This is a genomic window from Flavobacterium piscisymbiosum (assembly GCF_020905295.1).
Taxonomy (GTDB): Bacteria; Bacteroidota; Bacteroidia; order Flavobacteriales; family Flavobacteriaceae; genus Flavobacterium; species Flavobacterium piscisymbiosum.
The window spans coordinates 2,355,674-2,379,058 of sequence record NZ_JAJJMM010000001.1; the positions used below are offsets into that span (position 1 = coordinate 2,355,674).

Below are 23,385 nucleotides of genomic sequence, written 5' to 3' on the forward strand. Positions count from 1 at the left end.
TCAAAGGTTTTAATGTAGAGACGCACAGCAGTGGAATTTTATTTTCTAAATCCTTGGTTTCCTATTTATTCTATGATAAACAGTAAATCTGATAATATCGCGATCATAAAAATCAATTCCGCTTGAACGTCTTTGAAAACTTTTGAGGTAACCTAATTCCAAACCAATATTAGGATTAAAATGATAACGCAAAGCAGTATAAATTCGGTTTTGATCGAAAGTGTTTCTTTTATTGTCTTTTCCAAAATTGAACATTATTTCATCAGAAATTGTTCCTTTTAGACTTCGTTTATCCTTTTTCCAAAGATCAAATGTTGCTTGTAATCTGTATCTAAATCGATACGCAAAAGAAAAATCATCCTGTAATGCTGTTTTATTTGCTTTCTGGATAAAACGTTCTTCGAGCTGAAAACGGTTATGAAAAGTAACTTTAGCAATCTCATTAATAAAAGTAGCATCTTGCTGAATGCGATACTCAGGAACAGAATAATCAGGATCAATGTGAGGGTCTTGCGTGTTCACATTAAAATAAGCAAAACCGCCACCTAAATCTATGTTTTTATGAATTCGATATCTTGCCTGAATTCTTAGAACAAATAAATTTTCATGCACGGGATTCAAAAAACTTCTGTTGTCGATCTCAGAATGTATTGCCCATTTTTCAGTAATCGGCAAAATATTGTAATATCTTATCCAGGTTAAGGTTTGCTGATCGGTCTTTTTCAGACTTTGTGCCGATAAAAAAGGACTAATAAAAATAAAAAAGAGTAATAATTGGAGAACTTTCATTCAATTTGTATCAATTCAGGCTGCGAATATATACAAATCAGAATAGATGTATCGAACAATAAAATTTGTTTTAAATTCTATTTTGTGATTTCATTTCATAAAAAAAACGAGACAGATTTAAAAACCCGTCTCGTTTCATATATTTAAACTAACTAACTGTGGTTATAGTGAATATTTCAAAGTTACGCCATAAGTTCTTTGATCACCAATTACTCCTGCATATTGTCCTGTGTTTCCACCTGCAGGTAATAATTGTTCGTAGTAATCTTTATTTAAAAGATTACGTCCCCAGAATTGAACAGATAAACCTTGCGAAGCGCGGAAACCAATACGGGCATTAAAAATAGCATAACCAGGAACGACTAAGTATTTTGAAGCCGATGGGCTAGATGAAAATTCAGAACGAGCGTAAGAATCTAATGCGATGAAAGCTTTTCCAGCATTTCCGAAGAATTTTGCTTTGTTAGAATATTCACCTCCCAGAGATCCTGCCCATCTTGAAGCACCTGGTAAATCAGTTCCTGAAACATCTTTGAAGGCTACAGGAGCTCCTGTTTCTTCTAATGGAAGCGGTGCGTTTGTAAATTTAACATAAGTACCTTCTGTATATGTTGCAGCACCATTTATAGTTAAGTTTTGACTGATAACAAAGCTGGCATCCAATTCAGCACCTCTTACACGTACTTTATCAGCATTAGCAAGATATCCACGGTTTACACCCAATTCAGCTGCCTGAACGTTGGTTTGAAAATCTTTGATTTCTGTGTTAAAGAAAGCAAGATTGAATACTGAATTTCTAAACGGTGAAGTTTTAACTCCTATTTCGTAATGATTTACTTTCTCTGGTTTAATTACGGCAAGATCTAATAAGGGATCACCTTTTGAATCAGTAGGAAGTCCCGCTACGTTTACACCAACCGGTTTGTAACTTTTTGCATAAGTAGCATAAGCATTGATTTTGTCCGATGCTTTAAAAGTCAACGTTATGTTTCCAGAAAAGTCAGTGTTGTCAGTACTAGAATCAAATGCCTGATCAGAATACACTAATTTTTTCAAAGCTAATAATGCCGGATCAGTAGTTTGTAAACCTCCGTATGTTGTACGAGAATAATGAGCGTCTTTTTTATCAAAGTTATATCTTAACCCTGGTAAAACGTGAAGACGATCTGTAATAGCCCAGTCAATTTGTCCAAAAACTGCCGCACTTGATGCTCTTATGTTGGCATCAGTTTTGATTCCGTATCCTTCAAAAAGTCCCGGAGTTTTCCATAAAGGGCTGGTTGTACTTTGAGCAAATCTCCATTGTGCATTCCCAGATTCTTCTGTACCATCGGTTTGAGAAGTTTGGTCAATAAAGAATACACCTACAACACCGCTAATTTTTTCTGTAAGCTGACCTGCGTAACGAACTTCTTGTGTAAATTGAGTTTGTCTTGTTGGGTTTTGAGATAATGCCAATACTTGTAATCCTGTAAAATCCCTGTCATTTGATGGATCCCAGTTCCAAAATCTCCACGCTGTTGTCGAAGTAAGTGTTCCTGAACCAATTTTGGTATCGATATTAAGAGAAATACCCCCCATGTCTTGTCCTGAACGCCATGGTGTATCATGATCAATTTTACGATCAAAAGCATTTAAGCTTGGTAATTGATAATTTAAATCTTTAATAATAGCATCAAACTGGCGATAAGCAGCTCTTTGAGTAGGCGCAACACCTGCAACAACCTGCGCATATCCGTCAGGACGTTGTGTTGTAATATCTGCTGCCAATATAATATTGGTATTTACTGTTGGAGTCCAAAGTAACTGACCTCTAATTCCCTGGTTGTTTAAAGTATTTGTAGGTCTTCCTGTTGCAACGTTATCGATAAGACCATCACGTTGTGTACCTGAGAAAGACAAACGACCTGCTACTTTTTTTCCTAAAGCTCCTGTTACAGAGGCTTTAGCTTGCAGGAAATTATAGTTTCCGTAGCTCACTTCAAAATCAGCTCCTGAAGTAAAACTTGGTTTACGCGTTGTGATGTTAAATGCCCCCGAAGTAGTATTTTTTCCAAACAAAGATCCTTGTGGCCCGCGTAATACTTCGATTTGTTCTACATCGATAAAATCTAAAGTTGTAGCAGCCGGACGTGCATAATAAACACCGTCTACATAAAAACCAACTCCAGGATCGATTCCGTCATTGGTAAGTCCAAAAGGAGAACCAAGACTACGAATATTGATTCCGGTATTTCTAGGGTTAGAAGAATACAATTGTACTGACGGAACCAATTCTTTAATACGGTTCACATTAAAAGCGCCTGTTTGTTCTGCTTGTTTACCTGTAATAACAGAGATCGCAATTGGCACATCCTGAACTTTTTCTATTCTGCGTCGGGAAGAAACGACAACTTCTATAAGTTCATTTTCTTCTCTAAGTGTTACTTGTAATGGAGCAGTTGGTAAATCAGCAAGTTCTATTTCTGTAGTTTTGTAACCTACATACTGAACTAAAATTGTAACAGGAAGTTTTCCTTTGCTGTCGATTGTAAATCTTCCTTCGCTATCTGTAGTGGTATTGGTAGTTGTTCCTTTGATAACAACATTAACAGCTTCAAGTGGTGTGTTTTCGCTAGTTTTAACTACACCTTCAATGTTTTGGGCAAATGATATTGAGAAAGTTAAAAAGGATAATATGGTAAGTATATTTTTTATAGAATTTTTCATTTTTATATTAAGTATATGTGATTAGTAGAATTTAAAATAAAATTTTTTTTATCAGCACATACACATCATAGAAGAATTGTTTTTCACATTCGTGAAATGAATATTTTGGTTTCTTTGCAAAAGATTTTTTGACACACCTGATCGATTGTAATTTACTTTCATATGGTTTAAAATTTTGTAAATGGTTTGTTGGTTTTTTTGCAAATATATGTAAATTCTATAGATTTACTAGGAATTAAGAAATATTTTTTTTATTTCTTTACAAGTGAAGCGATTGTGATGCCTTGCATTGCCTTAAGAGTTTCGTCGCGAATAATCATCAGACCATGTCTTAGACTGCATTCTTCCTCAGTTTTACAATCTGAGCATGGTTCGTAAAAGTTTAACGAAGCACATGGTAAAAGCGCAATTGCACCGTCAAATAAACGGTGAATTTCTGCCAAAGTAATATCGTTTTTGGAGCGTATCAAATAATATCCGCCAAATTTTCCTTGCTTACTACTCACAAAACGTCCTCGTTTTAGATCCAATAAAATTTGTTCTAAAAACTTTTTAGGAATATTGGCGCCATCAGCAATTTCAATTGTTCTTGAAATGTGATTTTCGTCTTGTTCTGCTAAATAAAGTAAGGCCTTAAGGGCGTATTTTGCTTTATGTGATAACATCTATATTGAAGTATTAATTGTAAATTATAAATTTTTAAAACTGAAAACTGTCACTGCAAACTGTGACTTCCTTTCTACCAGCCTCCGCTAGAACCTCCACCAGAGAATCCGCCGCCGCCAAAACCTCCACCGAAGCCTCCGCCACCGCCAGATGATCCACCGCCGAAACCTCCAAATCCGCCTCCGCCGCTTCTTCCAAGGCTGCTTAGAAGAATTACATCCATCAGACTAGGGCCTCCGCCGCTATTATTGCCTGAATTTCCTCCACCGCCTTTATTTCGTGACAGTAAAATTAATACAATTACAACAATAACAATGAATGGCAATATCGGAAAATCATTTCCTTTGGCTTGCTTGCGTTCGCCTTTAAATTTTCCTTTAAAAACATCAATTATGGCATCTGTTCCTTTATCAAGCCCATTATAAAAACTTCCGGCTTTAAATTCCGGAATAATAATATTTCTGATAATGGTTCCGCCAATTCCTGCAGTCAAACGATCTTCAACTCCGTATCCGGGATTAATGGCAATTTTTCTTTCGGCTTTAGCCAATAAAATAATTACACCATTATCATCTTGTTTCGTCCCTCCAATTCCCCAGGTTTGTCCCCATTTTGTAGCCAGCTGACTCACATCTTCGCCTTTTAAACTTTCGATTGTAATCACTACGATTTGAGTCGTAGTAGAATCTGAGTAGCGAATTAGTTTTTCTTCCAGCTGTGTTTTTTCAGAGGCGCTTAAAACATTTGCATAATCATAAACTGAAGTTTGCAAAGTTGGTTTTTCCGGAATTGTAAATTGTGCAAAAATACAATTGGTGGTGAAAAAAGCGATGAACAAAAAGGTAAACTGAAAAAGTCCTTTTGAATAAGATATTTTGTTTTTGGAAATTTTCATTATTTATCCTTTTGAGATTTCGTTTGATAATTCATTAGTGTCACCTTCAGACCAAGGAAAGTATTTTTTTAATTGTTCGCCGGCATTCAAAATACCATCAACAATACCTTGTTTAAAGTTTCCTGACTTAAATTGGCTGATCATGGCATCTTTGGTACAATCCCAAAAATCTGCTGCAACAAGATCATTTATGCCTTTGTCTCCGCAAATAGCAAATGTTTTATCTGCTACGGCAAAGTAAAATATAACCCCGTTTTGTTGTTGGGTTTCATTCATTTTTAATTCATGAAAAACTTCCAAAGCCCTGTCAAAAGGAACCTTGGAAGTTGTTTGTTCTATATGTACTCTAATCTCGCCAGAAGTATTTTTTTCAGCCACGCGAATAGCTTCAACAATGGTTAATTCTTCTTCTTTGGATAAAAAATCTTCTACTTTAGACATGGGAGTATTTTAGAGTTTAGATTATTGATTTTAGATTTAACTACATTCTAAAAATTTGTAGTCAAAATAAATTATTTATTGAAATTTACTTCAACTGGTTTTTCAGCTCCTGCAACAGCTTCAAAATATGGTTTTTCTTTGTAGCTTAAGAACCAGCTATTCGGAATTGCAAGAACATAACCATTATAATCTTGTACAGCTTCGTTAAAACGAGTTCTTGCTGTTAAGATTTGGTTTTCTGTACTAGCCAATTCGTCTTGTAATTTCAGGAAATTCTCATTTGCTTTTAATGTTGGATATTGTTCAACAGAAACCAATAATCTTGATAATGATGAAGATACTCCGCTTTGAGCCTGGTTGTATTGAGCCAATTGTTCAGGAGTTACATTACTTGGATCAATAGTTACCGAAGTAGCTTTTGCACGAGCTTCGATTACAGCTGTCAAAGTTGATTTTTCGAAATCTGCTGCACCTTTTACCGTGTTCACTAAATTTCCAATAAGATCATTTCTTCTTTGGTAAGTTGTACTCACATTTCCCCATTCTTTATTAACGGCTTGATTTTTTTGCAAACCAGTATTTTTAATTCCAATTGACCAAAAAGCAATAATAGCAATCAGTACTACTATAATTCCTACGGGGATTAACCATTTTTTCATATTCGTTTTAATTTAAGTTTATTTCTATTTTTAATTACAATTCGTTTTTGATTTCGTTTAATTGTGTTTTTATGGTCTCTAATTTACGTATTATTTCGAATTTATCTAATGTTTTCTTTTGACCCTCTTTCAGGTGCGTTCTGGCGCCATCTAAAGTAAAACCTCTTTCTTTAACCAAATGATAAATCAGTTGCAGGTTGGTAATATCTTCGGGCGTAAACATTCTATTGCCTTTAGCGTTCTTTTTAGGTTTTAAAATATCAAATTCGCTATCCCAAAACCGTATTAATGATGCATTGACATTAAAGGCTTTGGCTACTTCGCCAATGCTATAATACCTTTTATCTTTTGAAAGCTCAATATGCATGTTTTTTTAATTTTCTATTTTAATTTCAAAAATACTACTTTTTCGAGGATTAATCTAATGACTGATTTTCCTGGTTGGCCATTTGTGAAATTGCAACGTATTCTGCGGCCGAAATATTTCCATAATAAAAATTCAAAGGATTCACGACTTTTCCGTCCTTATGCACTTCATAGTGACAATGCGGCCCTTCAGATCTTCCTGTACTTCCTACGTATCCAATAACATCTCCACGTTTGACATGTTGTCCGGCTCTGCAATTGTATTTGCTTAAATGCGCATACAAACTTTCATATCCAAAACCATGCCTGATCACAACATGATTTCCAAACCCCGAAGCAGAGGCATCGGCTCTTTCTACAACACCGTCGCCTGTGGCATAAACCGGCGAACCTGTATTTGCGGTGAAATCCATTCCGTTATGCATTTTTCGCACTTTCGTGAAAGGGTCAGTTCTGTAACCAAAACCGGAAGCCATTCGTTTTAAATTTTCATTTCTGACAGGCTGAATGGCAGGAATTGCCAATAACAGATTTCCTTTTGTACTCGCCAATTTCAAAATTTCATCTAATGATTTGGACTGAATAGCCAATTCTTTCGATAATCTGTCAATTCGTTTTGTGGTGCTTAATACCAGTTGCGAATTGTTGTAACCTTCTAAATCTTTATAACGTTTAGGATCTCTAAAACCTGCTTTCCTGATAGAATCCGGAATTTCGGTTTTATTAAAATAAACCCTGTATATATTGTTGTCCCTGTTTTCTAATGCCTCAGTTACATCATCAATTTCATCCATTTTTTTGTTTAAAATCGCATATTGCAATTTCAAATTCTCGATTTCCCGTGCTTGCAAACGATCTTTTGGTGTTTCGAAATAAGGTGTATTAATTAATAGTACAAAAACTAAAAAACCAAATAATGCCGAAGCCAGCAAAAACAGTAATGCATAACCGATTTTGATTCTTTTTCTGGTTTTTATTTTCGTATAAGCCAGATTTTCTGAGTCGTAATAATATTTTACTTTCGCCATATTTTAAAATACCCTATTTTTGCAGCTTGTAAAATAAGTTAGTCGAACAAATTTAATAAATGTTTCAGTTGTTCGAAGCTTTTTTTTAAGAATAAAATAGAATTAGATAATGTGTCAATTTGATAATTAGATAATGTTTTTAAGGTGAAATTTATTGTTTTGAATGGTAAATTTCTAATTAAAAAACAACATTAACATATTTTCAGATGAAGTAAATTATCTAATTGACACATTATCAAATTATCACATTTCTAATTATAACATGAAATCACAAGACGTACGTAAACAATTTCTAGACTTTTTTAAAAGCAACGGACACTTAATCGTTCCTTCTGCTCCAATCGTTCTTAAGGACGATCCAACTCTTATGTTCAATAACTCGGGAATGGCCCAGTTTAAAGAATATTTTTTAGGAAACGGAACACCAAAAAGTAAAAGAATAGCCGATACGCAAAAATGTCTTCGTGTTTCAGGAAAACATAACGATCTTGAAGATGTAGGTTTTGATACCTATCACCATACCATGTTCGAAATGTTGGGTAACTGGTCTTTTGGAGATTATTTCAAAAAAGAGGCAATCAACTGGGCATGGCAATTATTGACAGAAGTATATAAAATTCCAAAAGAGAATCTTTATGTTTCTGTTTTTGAAGGAAGTAAAGAAGACAATGTTCCGTTTGATCAGGAAGCATGGGATATCTGGAAAACTTTAATCGATGAAGACCGAATTATTCTTGGAAACAAAAAAGATAATTTCTGGGAAATGGGCGATCAGGGACCATGCGGACCTTGTTCTGAAATTCACGTTGATTTACGTCCGGAAGCTGAAAAAGCTTTGGTTTCAGGAAAAAGTCTCGTAAATAATGATCACCCGCAAGTGGTAGAAATCTGGAATAATGTATTCATGGAATTCAACCGTAAAGCTGATGGTTCTCTTGAAAAACTTCCTGCACAACACGTAGATACCGGAATGGGATTTGAGCGTTTGTGTATGGCATTGCAAGGAAAAACATCCAATTATGATACTGATGTTTTTACGCCGCTTATCGAGAAAGTAGAACAAATTACAGGTTTAAAATATACACCAAATGATGTCGCTCTGAGCGGAGTCGAAGAGTCAGAAGAACAAAATAAAACCAACATTGCGATTCGTGTAGTAGTAGATCACGTTCGTGCGGTTGCTTTTGCAATTGCCGACGGACAAGTTCCGTCAAGTGGTGGTGCGGGGTATGTTATTCGTAGAATCTTGAGGAGAGCAGTTTATTATGGATATAAATTCTTAAATGCTAAAGAACCATTTGTTAATAAATTGGTTGAGGTTTTGGCAAATCAAATGGGGGATTTTTTTCCAGAAATTATAAAACAGAAAGATTTTGTTATTAATGTTATTCGTCAAGAAGAAACAATGTTTTTCCTTACCATAGAGAATGGTATAAAATATTTCGATCTATATTCACAATTAGTAAATGAGGGTGATAGTGGGAAATTTAAAAGGTTAGCAGGTATTGAATTATCTAATTCAGATAAGGAGCAAGGTGTTTTTCCAGGTTTTTTTGCGTTCGAACTTAAAGATACCTATGGATTTCCATTAGATTTAACTGTCTTAATGGCAAAGAATAATGGTTTAACCGTTAATGTTGATGAATATGATCGATTGATGGAAGAACAAAAAGCGCGTTCTCGTGCAGCTTCTGAAGTTTCGGCTGATGATTGGGTTAAAATAATGGATTACGGAGTCAATGGAGTTTCAACAGAATTTGTAGGTTATGATAAAACTGAAGAAAAGCCTGTTTCTATTCTTCAATATCGAAAAATTGATTCAAAAAAAGATGGAGTTTTATATCAATTAGTTTTAGACAAAACACCTTTTTATCCAGAAGGTGGTGGGCAAGTTGGAGATAAAGGAATATTAGACTTTGGTTCATTCGAAAGTGAAAACAATGATATTATAGAAATATTAGATACAAAAAAGGAAAATAATTTAATAATTCATATTACAAAATCGTTACCAAAGAATCCTTTAAACTTAGGTACTGCCAAAGTTAATACCGATTTAAGAAGTTCAACTTCTAAAAATCACTCGGCTACGCATTTAATGCATTTGGCTTTGAGAAACCTTTTGGGAACTCACGTAGAGCAAAAAGGTTCATTAGTGAATCCAAACTATTTACGTTTTGACTTTTCTCATTTTTCTAAAGTTTCTGATGAAGAATTACGTCAGGTTGAAGCAAGTGTAAATGCGCAAATTGAAGCACAATTGCAATTAACAGAACACAGAAATATTCCAATAAAAGAAGCATTAGATAAAGGTGCAATGGCTTTATTTGGAGAGAAATACGGAGATAATGTTCGTATGATTGAATTTGGTGATAGTAAAGAACTTTGCGGTGGAATTCACGTGAAAAACACAGCAGAAATCTGGCATTTCAAAATCATTTCTGAAGGTGCAGTAGCGGCTGGAATTCGTCGTATTGAAGCGATTACAGGTGATGCAGTAAAAGACTTCTATCAAAATCAGGAGAATACTTTAGCTGAAATAAAAGAGACCTTAAAAAATCCACAGGATATTTTAAAATCAGTGGCTTCTTTACAGGATGATAATGCGAAACTGAAAAAACAAGTAGAGCAATTACTAAAAGAAAAAGTAGGTGCTTTAAAATCTGAATTAGAGAAAGATTTCCAAGAAGTAAACGGAGTAAATTTCCTTGCAAAACAAGTAGATTTAAGCATGGCTTCTACGAAAGACCTAGCTTCCGCTTTAGGAAGTTCAAAAGAAAATTCATTTGTATTTTTAGCTTCTGTAGAAGATGGTTTGCCAAATATTCACTGTTATATCGCTAAAGAATTGGTTGCGTCAAAAAGCTTAAATGCAAATGCAGTGATCAAAGAATTAGGAAAATATATTGAAGGAAATGGAGGAGGACAGCCTTTCTTCGCATCTGGAAAAGGTAAAAATGCTGCTGGAGTTAAGGAAGCTTTAGCTCACGCAATTGATTTTGTGAAATAAGGTTTTTAAAGTTGCTAAGATTCTAAGGGACTAAGGTTCTAAGTTTTTTATAGTATTTAGAAAAAATAAACCCGAAAGTTTTTTAAAAAACTTTCGGGTTTTGTGTTCATAGTATTATAATTTTTCTCATTTTTATGTCATTTCGACGAAGGAGAAATCTCCGCAAGAAGCTCGACAAAGATTTGATTCTCGTTGCGGAGTTACTTGCGGAGATTTCTCCTTCGTCGAAATGACAAATAGTACGTTTAACGAACTATTTTAAAAAAAAAAAAACTTAGTGCCTTAGAGCCTTAGCATCTCAGCAACTTAAAAAATTACTTCCTTTCTCCAATTTGCTGACGCCACATAGCGTAATACAACCCTTTCTCCACAATCAAATCCTCATGTTTACCGGATTCAATAATTTTACCTTGTTCAAGAACAAATATTTTATCAGCATGCATTACAGTAGATAATCTGTGGGCGATTAAAACCGTGATTCTGTTTTGGTCGGATATATTTCTAATTGTAGCATTAATTTCTTCTTCGGTAATCGAATCTAAAGCAGATGTAGCTTCATCAAAAATCAATAAATTTGGATTTCTTAAGATAGCACGGGCAATAGACAAACGTTGTTTTTCACCACCGGAAACTTTAATTCCGCCTTCACCAATTGTAGTGTTTAGACCATCTTCAGCACGTTGAAGGAGTTTTTCGCAGCTGGCACGCTTCAATGCATCGTACAAATCTTCATCGGTTGCATTTGGTCTTACGAACAATAAATTTTCACGAATCGTTCCCGAGAATAATTGCGCGTCCTGCGTTACGAATCCTAATTGTTTTCTTAGATCGAGTAAATCAATTTCGGTCGAATCAATATCGTTGTACAGTACCTGACCTTCGGCTGGCGTATATAGTCCCACTAATAATTTTACCAAAGTTGTTTTTCCGGATCCTGATGGGCCAACAAAAGCAACAGTTTCTCCTTGTTTGATGTCGAAATTAATATTTTCAACTGCTTTAAATTTGGCAGTTTTATGCTGAAAACTTACATTTTCGAAAAGCAAAGACTGAATCGCTCCAACATGTTTGGGACTTTTAGGACGGAATTCTTTTGGAGCACTTAATAAAGTTTTGAAGTTTTCCATTGATACTTTGGTTTCATTCAAAGCAATAATGAAATTCCCTAACTCTTGTAACGGTCCAAAGATGAAGAAAGTAAAGAAAACCATCGTTAATAGATCGCCTACAATAATTTTATTTCCAAACAAGAAATAATATAAAGTAAAAACAACACAAGTTCTTAAAAAGTGAACTGTTGTTCCCTGAATAAAACTCAAACTTCTGATAAAACGAATTTTCTCCAATTCAAGTTGAAGGATTTTAAATGTATTTAAATTCAAACGTTTTTCTTCCTGATACGTTAATCCAAGACTTTTTACTAGTTCGATGTTTCTCAAACTCTCGGTTGTAGAACCTGCAAGTGCATTCGTTTGGTTGACAATTTTTCGGGAAACAATTTTAATCTTTTTACCTAAATAAGAACTAATTAAAGCAATAATAGGAGCAGTAACCAAAAAGATAAGAGAAATGCGATAATCAATTCGGGCAACGTAAACAATAACAAAGATGAACCCGATAATGGTTTGAAAAATCAAAGAGATCGAAAGCGTAATTAATTTTTCAGAATCAGATCTAACTTTCGTCAATTTGCTTAAAGTTTCACCGCTTCGCTGATCTTCAAATTCGGCATACGGCAAATCAAGAGATTTTTTGATACCATCAGTATACATTTGTGCTCCGGTTCTTTGAATCACGACGTTGGTAAAGTAATCCTGAAAGTTTTTGGTGATTCTGGATATCATTGCAGCACCAAGCGAAAGTCCGAGCCAGAAGGATAAAGACTTTAAAAAACCAATTTCATTTCCTTCGTATTTATGCAAACCAACTCCGCAATCCTGCATTAATTTACCGGTAATAATAGAGTCTGATAAGCTGAAACAGATGTTTATAGAGGCCATAATCAAAGCAAAAAGCAAAAGCATTTTGTGCTTGATTATATAAGAATATAATAATTTCATATAGAGAGAATGTTAAAAAAACAGAAGATGCAAAAGTAGTGAATAGTTTGAGTTTGTGAAGTTGATTTATGTTATTAAAAATGTTAATTTTATTAGTTACCTGATTTATGTATTAAATGTGCCTTATACTATTAGTAATGAAACTTATACAGATAGTTGTTCTTTTTTTTAATGTTTCTTTTTGTTTAATAATCAATTAAATAAAAACATTATGAAAAAGAAATTATTTTACTTTTTAGCCACTTCTTTGTTAGTACTTACATCTTGCTCTAATGATGATAATAACGAGCCAGTTGTGCCCGTTAGTATGATAACTCCAAAAAGCATAACCTATCAGGGAGAAAATGGGGAAAATATCGATGTTAATACGTTAATATATAACGGGAATAAAATTGTGAGCGCTTCATGTCTTGCTTATGGGCGCATTATGAAAACAGTTTTTACTTATACGGGTAACTTAATTACTAAGACAGAAGGTTTTACAGATGATCAATTATTTAGTACTATTTTGTATACTTATGATAATGGAAAACTAAAAGAAGAAAGTTATTTTTTACCTACACAATTAGAAGGCATTTATTATAAAAAAGTATACACCCACAATAGTGATAATACAATTTCTTATAAAATATACCGTCATGAAAATCTTGGTGAGCCGGAAGATGGTACACATACTTTAACTTTTATAAACGGTAATTTAGTGAAGAGCAAAACAGAATATTCTGACTTGAATCCTTATTATAAATATGTCTATGAATATAAGTATGATAATAAAAACAATCCGCTAAAGAATATTTTAGGATTAGATCTTATTTTATTAGAAGGAGGAATATTTAGCGGACATGATATGTCTAATGGAGATTTTGGAATTAATGATTTTGGACTTAATAATATTTCCGAAAAAATTACAACCGTAACTTCCGAAGTGGGTGTAGAAACTTATGTTGAAAAACTAACTTATGAGTACGATGAAAATGGATATCCAACAAAAAAGAGATCAGATGAATTTACAGATGTAATTGGTTATAGTTATTAAGAATATTTTTTTTTTGCTGAAATTATCGAAATCATTACGTGCTTTTAATGTGGAATCCCGTAAGGTTTTGATTGAATGTTATAGTATGTTTGCAGCGTTAATAAATTAACTAATCAAAAATGAAAAAACAATTATGCCTTTTTGTAGTAGCTGCTTTAACGCTGGCTTCTTGTTCTAGTGATTCCGAAAACGGATCAGATACCATTCTGCCTACAATAGTTAGTTATAAATATTCTGATTCTCCGGGTGACAATGATCTTTCAACAATAACGTATAACGGAAATAAGATAGTAACTGCTGGTTATACAGCAAATGATAAAGAAGTGTACACTTATACTGGAGATGTTATCTCTAAAATTGAAGATTTTGCAGAAGAAGGGAATATTAGTTCTATAAATGAACTTACGTATGAAAGTGGAAAATTAAAAACAGATGTATTAACTGAAATTGCGAGCGATAGAACCTATATTTCTAAAAGAGTATACACTTATAACACAAATGGAACAATATCTTTTGTGAATTATTCTGTTGACCCGACGACAAAAGTAGAAACAAAAAGCTCAGAAGGTGTTTTAATTTATACAAATGGAAACCTAACGAAGAAAACAGAGGTTTTCGATTCATATTCGTATACTAAAACATATGAATATGATGCTAAAAATAATCCTTTTAAAAATATATTAGGATTTAATTTACTTATTGATCATGAAACTAGCGCTAGTTTAAATAATGTAACAAAACTAACAACTGTTTACACACGGGGAGAGGAAATTACAACTAATATTTTTAATAGTGTTTACGAATACGATGCAAAAGGATATCCTACAAAGCAAACTCAAACAGATGATTCTGATAGTGATGAAATAACAGAATATACATACTAGCCTTTGAATATTTAAAGATTGAATAAAAACCAAATACTTCTGTATTTGGTTTTTTTATTCGTGAAAATTGGTGAAATTCGTGTTTAAATAAAAAGCCATGCAATTCAGAACCCAAATACCAATTTCTAAAACCAATAATCCAATCGATTATAATTCGAAAGTGATCTCTCTTGGTTCCTGTTTTGCAGAAAATATGGCGGAGAAATTCGATTACTTTAAATTTCAAAACTCAACAAATCCGTTTGGGATTATTTTTAATCCAGTGTCGATCGAAAAAATAATTCAAAGAATAGTTAAGGAAGAATTTTATACAGAGAAAGATGTCTTCTTTTATAACGAGCGCTGGCATAGTTACGAAGTTCATTCTGATTTAAGTAATTCAGACCGACAAGAATTGCTGGAAACGTTGAATAAAGCTATTTCAGAAACCTATAAACACTTAAAAGAAGCCACGCACATTATCATTACGTACGGAACTTCCTGGATTTATAGAAATATAGAAAGTGATGAAATCGTCGCCAATTGCCATAAAGTGCCGCAAAAGCAATTCTCAAAAGAATTATTGCCTGTTGAAGTAATTCAAAAAAGTATCCAGAATACAATAGATTTAATTCAGGTTTTAAACCCAAACATAAACTTCATTTTTACCGTTTCGCCTGTACGACATATCAAAGATGGTTTTGCAGAAAATCAATTAAGTAAATCACATTTGTTTGCGGGTCTTCATGAGGTTTTAAAAACTCATAACTCACAACTCATAACTCATAATTATTTCCCTTCTTACGAAATCATGATGGATGAACTTCGCGATTATCGTTTTTATACCGAGGATATGTTGCATCCTAATCAGGTAGCAATCGATTATATCTGGCATAAATTCAGTGAAAACTATATTTCAGAAGAGAGTATTTCGACCATGCAGGAAGTTTCAGAAATACAAAAAAGTCTCCGACACAGAAGCTTCAATCCGGATTCCGAACAACATCAGAAATTCTTAACTAAACTTCAACAGAAGATAAGCAGTATTCAGGAAAAATGGAAGCACATTAAGTTTTAAAGTTAACTTTTCTTTGTGTCTTAGCGCCTTCGTGGGATATTCAAAAGTAAGAAAATAATTATTTGTGAGTAAAATTCTAGAATAATTGAGCGTAATTATGTAAATTGTTAAAGTTTAAAATTCTCAATTTTGTAAACTGTATAAATACAGCTTTATAATAACGCAACTTTAATCTAATCGTGTTTTATTGACGTATGAATAAGAAACCCATTCATTTTCTTAAAAAAACACTACGTATACTTCTTTGGTGCGTGGTTTCTATCATTGCACTTTTATTACTTTTAATTGTTTTAATTCAGGTTCCGTCTATTCAAAATTATGCGAAGGACAAAGCGATTACCTATCTTCATAATAAGATTAAAACCAAAGTTTCATTAGATCATATTTCGATTAAATTCCCGAAAGATATAGTTTTGGAAGGTTTTTATTTTGAAGACCAAAAAAAAGATACTTTACTGGCTGGTAAACGTTTAGAGGTTGATGTCGATTTGTTTAAACTGGTAAGCAGCGAATTAGAAATCAATTCGGTTTCACTTGAAAATGTGAATGCGAATATTTCGAGAAATAAAGACGGCGTTTTCAATTTCGATTACATCATAAAAGCTTTCGAATCAAAAGAGCCAAAAGTGGAAGATCCTGATGCGAAACCATTCAAGATATCAGTTGTAAAAGTGAATTTGGATAATGTGAAATTCAGTTTTAAAGATGATTTTTCGAAGAATGATGTCAAGGTGAATCTAACACATTTCGATACCAAATTCAAGGAATTCGATTTGGATAAAATGAATTTTGATATTCCGAACATTAAATTAGACGGATTAAAATTGGTTTTAGATCAGGATGCAGTAGAAAAAATTGCCGAAGTTTCGGTAGAAACCGTTGACACTATTTCGAAAAGAAAAGATTTCAATCTAAAATTAGGCAAAATCAGTTTGTCTAAAATTGACATTGCTTATGATAATAAAGATTCAAAATTAGATTCAGGAATAAAACTCGGTAATCTTGATTTATCGGTAAACAAAATCGATCTGAACAATCAGTTGTTGGATTTCGATACTTTCGAACTAAAAAATCTAAAAGGAAACCTGAGATTAGGTACAAAAGACAAACAAATAAAAACACCCAATTTAGATTCAACTGCCATTAAACAAGCAGGCTGGAAAGTAAAACTGAATGATATCGATATACAGGATGTTGCTTTCAAATTTGATGATATGCAATCGAAACCCGTTTTAAAAGGAATTGATTACAGTCATTTAGATTTGGATCAACTGAATTTTAAAGCAGAAAAATTATACTACGGAAACGATACTATTTCAGGAAATATAAAAGCTTTAACCGCAAACGATAAAAGCGGATTACAGATTCAATCTTTAAAAACCAATTTCTTTTACGGACCTAAAAATGCGTATCTGAATGATTTGTATTTAAAAACGCCTCAAACTTTATTGCAAAACAAAGTTAAAGTAGCCTATTCTTCGATTGCAACGATTTCTAAAGATTTAGGAAATCTTTCTCTGGATGCGAATTTAAATCAGTCGAAAATTGGGTTCAAAGATATTTTGCTTTTCGTTCCGGATTTACAAAAAACAAATCCGTTTAAAAGTAATCCAAATGCAATTTTGTATTTGAATACACGCCTGAGCGGAAAAATAAAAGACCTTGATATTCCGCAATTCGAAATGAGCGGAATAGGAACGACAAAGGTTTCCCTTTCGGGGAAAATAAAAGGATTACCGGATGCTCAAAAAGCGTATTACGATCTGGATATTAAGAAAGTTTCAAGTACTTCTAAAGATATATATTCGTTTGTGCCAACAGGAACAATCCCTAAAAATATTCAGTTGCCTTCTCAATTAAATTTGCAGGGAAAATTTAAAGGATCTGTTCAAAATTTCAAAACCAATCTGGCTTTAAACAGTAGTTTCGGAAATGCAAAAGTGGATGGTTTATTTGATCAGCGTGTTAAGAAAAAAGAGAAATACGATGCGACGGTTTATCTGTTAGATTTTGATTTAGGGCGATTGATCAAAAACGATTCGATTGGGAAAATTACGCTTAAAGCGAAAGTAAAAGGAAATGGTTTAGACCCAAAAACAGCTCGTGCCCAATTTGACGGATTGGTTCAGAAAGCTGTTTTCAATAGATATACTTACAAAGATTTAGCATTAAAAGGAAATATCGCAAACGGTTCATTCGACGTAAAATCAGGAATGAAAGATCCAAATTTGAATTTTGACTTGGTTGCTAGCGGAAATACACAAGATAAATATCCATCAATAAAATTAAAATTAAACCTTGATATTGCCGATTTAGAAAAGTTGAATCTTCATGCCGGACCAATGAAATTGAGAGGTAATGTAGATGCGGATATTGCCAATAGTAATCCTGATTTTCTTAACGGAAAAGTGTTTCTGTCGAACGTTCAGGTTTTGCAATCTGCAGAACCAATTGTTCTGGATTCTGTTCGCGTAATTGCTTTTGCTGATAATAATCGAAATAATATTAAAATTTCTTCTCAGTTTTTAAAGGCTGAAGTTGATGGGAAATACAAACTGACAACACTTACGGCAGCGATAAAAAAATCATTATCGAAATATATCGATTTGAAAAATCCGAAAGTAAACGGAGAATCAGATGAACAACGTTTGGCCTTTACTTTAAAAATAGATAATGACCCGATACTTTTTAAACTAGTTCCCAAATTAACAGGTTTAGAACCTATCAATATTACAGGAAAATACAATAACGTAACAGATTCATTAGAAGTAAAAGGTACAATCCCAAGAATTGTATATGCTGATAATACCATTTCTGACGGAAAAATAAATATCGAGGCCAAAGAAAATGCTTTAGAATATATGGTTTCTGTAGCAACGATCGAAAGCGGATCTTTAAAAATTCCGTTTACTAGTTTATCAGGAAAAGTCGAGAATAATCTTTTGACTTATGCACTTGAAGTAAAAGATGTAAAAGACAAACAACAGTATTTTATTGCCGGAGAATTTAAAACGGAAGATTCTAAAAATATCTTTAAAATCGATGCTGAAAACTTTATACTGAATTATGATAAATGGACTATTGATCCTGAAAATGTAATTGAGTTTGGAGGAAAAAGATTGTATATCAATAAATTTTATCTGGCAAATTCCGGAAACGAATTAAAAATACAATCTCAGGGAGAGCAGGATAATGCGCCGTTAAAAGTTGAATTTGTAAACTTTAAAATTGAGACGATTATGAATATCGTCAAAAAAGATGAAATTTTAATGCAAGGTTTGATTAATGGTAATGCAGTGGTCGAAAATGTAATGACCAAACCTACTTTTACATCAGATTTAAAAATAGATCAGTTTGCTTTTAAAGGAGAACCGGTTGGAGATATTACCGTAAAAGTAGATAATAAAACAGACAATTTACTGAATGCAAATGTAGCATTGACCGGAGAAGGAAACGAAGTAAACCTGACCGGAAATTACAAAATAGACGATGGAAATCTTGATTTTAATTTAGATTTGAATAAGTTGTATATCAAAAGTATCCAGGGCTTTACAATGGGTAATGTTACCGATGGAACGGGATATTTATCAGGAAATTTCAAGATTGTAGGCAATGCATCAAGTCCAAAAGTTTCGGGCGAATTAAATTTTAATGATACAGGATTTAGAATCACGCAACTGAATTCATTTTTCAAAACAGATAAGGAAAAAATCACCTTTAATAATGATGTAATCACTTTTGATAAGTTCACACTTCAAGACGAAAACGACAACGAATTATCTGTAGACGGAACGATTCAGTCTCCGGATTTCAAAGTATATAACTTTGGTTTAGTAGTTACGGCAGACGATTTTAGAGCAATACATTCTAAAGAAGCCGATAATGATTTGTTTTATGGTGATATGTTTTTAGACACAAAACTAAATATTAAAGGAAATCTTGACAGCCCGGTTATCGATGGAACGATAAAAATTAATAAAGAAACCAATTTTACGGTTGTACTGCCGCAGTCAGATCCTTCAATCGCAGATCGTGAAGGTATTGTAGAGTTTGTTGATGAAGATAATATGTTATTGAAGCAAACTGTTGCAATGGAAAATCAGTTAAATCAATCGCAGTTGATTGGTATGGATGTAAGCGTTGAAATCGCTATCGATAAAGAAGCAGAACTGACATTGGTGATCGACAAAGGAAACGGGGATTACCTGAATCTAAAAGGTGAGGCACAACTTACAGGAGGAATAGATCCGTCAGGTAAAACGACCTTAACAGGTAAATACGAGTTTTCTGAAGGTGCATACGAAATGAATTTCAATATGATCCGACGAAAATTTGATATTCAAAAAGGAAGTTCTATTACCTGGAATGGAGAACCTACAATGGCAACTTTGAATATTACGGCTATTTATAAAGTAGAAACAGCGCCGATAGATTTGCTTGGCAATCAATTACCAACAGACAATCCGACGGTGAGAAATACCTATAAACAAAAAATTCCTTTTCAGACCTTATTGAAAATGAATGGTGAACTTTTAAAACCGGAAATTACTTTTGATATCGTACTTCCGGACGGAAATTATGATGTTTCTACAGATGTTGTATCGCTTACGCAAACCAAATTGGAACAATTACGACAAGAACCAGCAGAATTAAACAAACAGGTTTTTGCGCTATTATTATTGAATAGATTCATCGGAGAAAATCCATTTGCAAGCGAAAGCGGCGGAACAAGTGCAGAATCCTTAGCCAGACAAAGTGTGAGTAAAATACTTTCGCAACAATTAAATGATTTGGCGGGAGAATTAATTACCGGAGTTCAGCTTGAATTCGACCTGGAATCAACAGATGATTATACAACAGGAACCAGAGAAAACAGAACCGATCTAAATGTAGGGGTTTCTAAAAAACTATTAAACGACAGGTTAAAAGTAACCGTAGGAAGCAGTTTTGCAGTCGAAGGACAGGAACGCGCCAATGAAGAAAGTACCAATATTGCCGGAGATGTTGCATTAGATTATCAACTAACCAAAGACGGACGATACATGCTTCGTGCGTATAGAAAAAATGAATATCAGGTTGCGGTAGAAGGACAGGTAGTTGAGACCGGAGTCGCTTTTATTATCACGATGAGTTATAATAAATTCAGAGAACTTTTTCATCGTAGTGCAGCCGAAAAGGAAATGATAAAAGAAGAGAAATTGCGCAACGAAAAAAGAAAGCAAAAAGAAAAAGAAGAGAAGAAAAAAGAAGAAAACGAAGAAAATAAAATTGAAGGAAATGAGCAAAAGACATAGCAATATGAACATTAGATATGTAAAATATTTTATAGTGCTATCCTTATTTTTTGTTTTTGGATGCAGCAGTACAAAATATTTGCCTGAAGGAGATTTATTGTACACAGGAGGTTCTGTGACAGTAAAAGATTCTATTATAAAAAAGAAAGACAGAAAAGCACTGGAGAAAGAACTGGAAGATTTATTGCGTCCAAAACCCAATAAGCAAATATTTGGTTTACGCCCTAAATTATGGATTTACAATATTGCAGGAGAACCTAAAAAGCAAAAAGGAATTCGATATTGGCTGCGCAATAAAGTAGGCGAACCGCCAGTACTTTTTAGTAAAGTCGATTTAGATTATAATGCATCGGTTTTACGAAATTTTACTGAAAATCGTGGTTATTTTAAAACTCGTGTCAGTGCAGATTCGACTGTAAGTAACAAACGAGTAACAGCAGAATATACCGTTACACCCAAAAAACAATACATTATAAAAAGTGTAATTTTTCCGGATGATTCTCTGGCGATGTCAAGAATAATTGGAAGATCAAGCCGAAGAAGTTTGTTGAAAGTAGGAAAACCGTATGATCTTGATATTATAAAAGCAGAAAGAGAAAGGATAGATGCAAGGCTGAAAGAAAAAGGATATTATTATTTTAATCCCGATTATCTTCTGGCTCAGGTAGACAGCAGTAAAGGTGATCATGAAGTAAAAATAAGGCTGGTAATAAAAGCAGATGCGCCACCAAAAGCTTTGACCGCATATAAGATTAATAAAATTGTAGTATATCCTAATTTTACAGTTTCGAAAGACAGTGTAAAATACACTCAGAAAGATATTCTTCAATATAAGGATTTTACTATTATTGATACGGCAAATACGTTTAAACCCAGAGTTTTTGATAGATCGATTTATTTCAAAAAAGGAGATGTATACAACAGAAAAGATCATAATCTGACCTTGAACCGTTTTGTAAATCTGGGCACCTTTAGTTTTGTAAAAAATGAATTCAAACCATCAGACAGTATAAAAAACGCATTAGATTCGTATTACTACTTAACACTTTTACCTAAGAAATTTATTCGTGTAGAAGTTTTAGGAAAAACAAACTCAGCAAGTTATACAGGAACAGAAGTGAACGTAAACTGGAACAACCGAAACCTTTTTCGTGGTGCAGAATTGCTTACCGTATCTGTTTTTGGAGGAGCTGATTTTCAGCTTTCGGGAACCAATAACGGGAAAAACATATACAAACTGGGAACAGAAACTAGTTTGACATGGCCCAGATTTATTGTTCCGTTTTTTCATGTTAAAGGAAATAGCGAATATGTACCAAGAACCAAAGCAACAGTACGATACGAATATCAAAACAGAACGCAACTCTATGCTTTGAATTCGTTTAAAACATCCTTTGGTTATCAATGGAAAGAGAATGTTAGAAAAGAACACCAGTTGAATATTATTGATGTTACCTATGTAAGTCCCAATAATGTAACGGCAGAATATAGGGAAGATATTAAGGAAGATGCATCTTTAGGAAAAGTAATTGAAAAGCAATTAATTTTTGGTCCAACGTATTCATATACGTATACGAACACTATGCAAAAACGTAAAAAGAATACTTTCTATTTTAATGGCGAATTAGATTTAGCAGGAAATATTACGGGTTTGGCTACAGGTGCAAATGTAAGAAAGAACGATACGATAAAAATTTTCGATGTTCCGTTTAGTCAGTTTGTAAAAATAAGAGCTGATTTCAGACATTATTTAAAATTAAGTAAAGAAAGTGAATGGGCGAGTAGGATTATTATTGGGGCTGGACTTCCATACGGAAATTCTGGTGCATTGCCAACATCAAAACAATTTGTAGTAGGAGGAACCAATAGTATTCGTGCCTTCAGAGCCAGATCTCTGGGGCCGGGAAGTTATGTAAATACGGTAACAGACAATTCATATTTGCCAGATCAGTCAGGAGATTTAAAATTGGAATTTAGTACAGAATATAGAGCAAAACTTTTTAGCATCGTTCGCGGAGCTGTATTTGTAGATGCGGGAAATGTTTGGCTGCTAAACGCTGATCCCAATAAACCGGGTGGACAAATTACCAAAGACTTTATGAAAGATATTGCTGTTGGAGCCGGAGCCGGATTGCGTTTTGATTTGTCTTTTCTGGTTCTAAGAACCGATTTAGCTTTTCCATTGCGCAGACCTGATTTACCAGACGGTCAAAGATGGGTTATCGATGATATTAATTTCGGAAGCGGACCGTGGAGAAAAGACAACCTGATTTTAAACATCGCAATTGGATATCCGTTCTAGAGAAAGTTAGCCACGAATTACACGAATTTACGCTAATACTTTGTGTATAATTTATTAATGGCGTGAATTTAAAATTCTTAAAATTGATTATTATGCGCAAACTATGAATTTGTGAAAATTTGTGAAATTTGTGGCGAAAAAAAAACTTTATGACAAAGAAACTTCCTAGTCAAAAACTTTTATCCTCTTAGA

15 protein-coding genes are annotated in these 23,385 nt (G+C 33.6%); 6 read left to right on the plus strand and 9 right to left on the minus strand.

Translation table 11 applies throughout. The features are described 5' to 3' along the window. Window positions 1–45 precede the first annotated feature (45 nt). The 8 genes from LNP81_RS10460 to LNP81_RS10495 all read right to left on the minus strand — a co-directional run bounded on the left by LNP81_RS10460 (window position 46) and on the right by LNP81_RS10495 (window position 7,553). Window positions 46–789, minus strand: a complete 744-nt coding sequence (locus tag LNP81_RS10460; RefSeq protein ID WP_230035615.1) for a DUF2490 domain-containing protein — start codon at window positions 787–789, stop codon at window positions 46–48. A 162-nt stretch (window positions 790–951) separates the two neighbouring features. After that, window positions 952–3,498 carry a TonB-dependent receptor gene (locus LNP81_RS10465; RefSeq protein WP_230035617.1) on the minus strand — a complete coding sequence of 849 codons (2,547 nt, stop codon included), beginning with the start codon at window positions 3,496–3,498 and terminating at the stop codon, window positions 952–954. 251 nt (window positions 3,499–3,749) lie between these two features. After that, entirely contained in the window at window positions 3,750–4,163 is a 414-nt protein-coding gene (locus LNP81_RS10470; protein ID WP_041517419.1) for an RrF2 family transcriptional regulator, read from the minus strand. Between the two features lie 74 nt (window positions 4,164–4,237). Continuing rightward, complete coding sequence (locus LNP81_RS10475; protein ID WP_230035619.1) at window positions 4,238–5,059, minus strand: TPM domain-containing protein; 822 nt, start codon at window positions 5,057–5,059, stop codon at window positions 4,238–4,240. Window positions 5,060–5,062: 3 nt separating this feature from the next. Further along, window positions 5,063–5,500, minus strand: a complete 438-nt coding sequence (locus LNP81_RS10480; RefSeq protein ID WP_230035621.1) for a TPM domain-containing protein — start codon at window positions 5,498–5,500, stop codon at window positions 5,063–5,065. A 71-nt stretch (window positions 5,501–5,571) separates the two neighbouring features. Beyond that, window positions 5,572–6,159, minus strand: a complete 588-nt coding sequence (locus LNP81_RS10485) for a LemA family protein (RefSeq protein ID WP_230035623.1) — start codon at window positions 6,157–6,159, stop codon at window positions 5,572–5,574. A gap of 34 nt (window positions 6,160–6,193) precedes the next feature. Then, on the minus strand, window positions 6,194–6,526 hold the full coding sequence (locus LNP81_RS10490; protein ID WP_055094707.1) for a MerR family transcriptional regulator: 333 nt from the start codon (window positions 6,524–6,526) through the stop codon (window positions 6,194–6,196). Between the two features lie 49 nt (window positions 6,527–6,575). Continuing rightward, on the minus strand, window positions 6,576–7,553 hold the full coding sequence (locus tag LNP81_RS10495) for a peptidoglycan DD-metalloendopeptidase family protein (protein ID WP_230035624.1): 978 nt from the start codon (window positions 7,551–7,553) through the stop codon (window positions 6,576–6,578). Between the two features lie 262 nt (window positions 7,554–7,815). Between LNP81_RS10495 and alaS the strand changes: the two genes are divergently transcribed. Then, complete coding sequence (gene alaS / locus LNP81_RS10500; protein ID WP_230035627.1) at window positions 7,816–10,560, plus strand: alanine--tRNA ligase; 2,745 nt, start codon at window positions 7,816–7,818, stop codon at window positions 10,558–10,560. Window positions 10,561–10,874: 314 nt separating this feature from the next. Here alaS and LNP81_RS10505 read toward each other — a convergent pair whose 3' ends face one another. Further along, window positions 10,875–12,620 carry an ABC transporter ATP-binding protein gene (locus LNP81_RS10505; protein ID WP_230035629.1) on the minus strand — a complete coding sequence of 582 codons (1,746 nt, stop codon included), beginning with the start codon at window positions 12,618–12,620 and terminating at the stop codon, window positions 10,875–10,877. Between the two features lie 211 nt (window positions 12,621–12,831). Between LNP81_RS10505 and LNP81_RS10510 the strand changes: the two genes are divergently transcribed. The 5 genes from LNP81_RS10510 (at window position 12,832) to tamL (ending at window position 23,193) form a co-directional block, all read left to right on the plus strand. Beyond that, complete coding sequence (locus LNP81_RS10510) at window positions 12,832–13,656, plus strand: hypothetical protein (protein WP_230035630.1); 825 nt, start codon at window positions 12,832–12,834, stop codon at window positions 13,654–13,656. 119 nt (window positions 13,657–13,775) lie between these two features. Next, window positions 13,776–14,540 (plus strand): hypothetical protein, encoded by a 765-nt coding sequence (locus LNP81_RS10515; RefSeq protein WP_230035632.1) that lies wholly within the window; start codon window positions 13,776–13,778, stop codon window positions 14,538–14,540. 97 nt (window positions 14,541–14,637) lie between these two features. Then, the gene (locus LNP81_RS10520) at window positions 14,638–15,597 is read left to right on the plus strand and encodes a GSCFA domain-containing protein (RefSeq protein WP_230035634.1); all 960 of its coding nucleotides are present in this window, start codon (window positions 14,638–14,640) and stop codon (window positions 15,595–15,597) included. 194 nt (window positions 15,598–15,791) lie between these two features. Then, entirely contained in the window at window positions 15,792–20,891 is a 5,100-nt protein-coding gene (locus LNP81_RS10525; protein ID WP_230035636.1) for a translocation/assembly module TamB domain-containing protein, read from the plus strand. Then, window positions 20,875–23,193 carry a translocation and assembly module lipoprotein TamL gene (tamL, locus tag LNP81_RS10530; protein ID WP_230035638.1) on the plus strand — a complete coding sequence of 773 codons (2,319 nt, stop codon included), beginning with the start codon at window positions 20,875–20,877 and terminating at the stop codon, window positions 23,191–23,193. The genes LNP81_RS10525 and tamL overlap by 17 nt, the downstream gene beginning before the upstream one ends. Window positions 23,194–23,385 lie beyond the last annotated feature (192 nt).

Coding starts and splice junctions, on each gene's coding strand:
- tamL (WP_230035638.1), top strand. CDS start 20,875: ATGAGCAAAAGACATAGCAATATGAACATTAGATATGTAAAATATTTT.
- alaS (WP_230035627.1), top strand. CDS start 7,816: ATGAAATCACAAGACGTACGTAAACAATTTCTAGACTTTTTTAAAAGC.
- LNP81_RS10510 (WP_230035630.1), top strand. CDS start 12,832: ATGAAAAAGAAATTATTTTACTTTTTAGCCACTTCTTTGTTAGTACTT.
- LNP81_RS10525 (WP_230035636.1), top strand. CDS start 15,792: ATGAATAAGAAACCCATTCATTTTCTTAAAAAAACACTACGTATACTT.
- LNP81_RS10490 (WP_055094707.1), bottom strand. CDS start 6,526: ATGCATATTGAGCTTTCAAAAGATAAAAGGTATTATAGCATTGGCGAA.
- LNP81_RS10470 (WP_041517419.1), bottom strand. CDS start 4,163: ATGTTATCACATAAAGCAAAATACGCCCTTAAGGCCTTACTTTATTTA.
- LNP81_RS10480 (WP_230035621.1), bottom strand. CDS start 5,500: ATGTCTAAAGTAGAAGATTTTTTATCCAAAGAAGAAGAATTAACCATT.
- LNP81_RS10515 (WP_230035632.1), top strand. CDS start 13,776: ATGAAAAAACAATTATGCCTTTTTGTAGTAGCTGCTTTAACGCTGGCT.
- LNP81_RS10520 (WP_230035634.1), top strand. CDS start 14,638: ATGCAATTCAGAACCCAAATACCAATTTCTAAAACCAATAATCCAATC.
- LNP81_RS10475 (WP_230035619.1), bottom strand. CDS start 5,059: ATGAAAATTTCCAAAAACAAAATATCTTATTCAAAAGGACTTTTTCAG.
- LNP81_RS10505 (WP_230035629.1), bottom strand. CDS start 12,620: ATGAAATTATTATATTCTTATATAATCAAGCACAAAATGCTTTTGCTT.
- LNP81_RS10485 (WP_230035623.1), bottom strand. CDS start 6,159: ATGAAAAAATGGTTAATCCCCGTAGGAATTATAGTAGTACTGATTGCT.
- LNP81_RS10460 (WP_230035615.1), bottom strand. CDS start 789: ATGAAAGTTCTCCAATTATTACTCTTTTTTATTTTTATTAGTCCTTTT.
- LNP81_RS10465 (WP_230035617.1), bottom strand. CDS start 3,498: ATGAAAAATTCTATAAAAAATATACTTACCATATTATCCTTTTTAACT.
- LNP81_RS10495 (WP_230035624.1), bottom strand. CDS start 7,553: ATGGCGAAAGTAAAATATTATTACGACTCAGAAAATCTGGCTTATACG.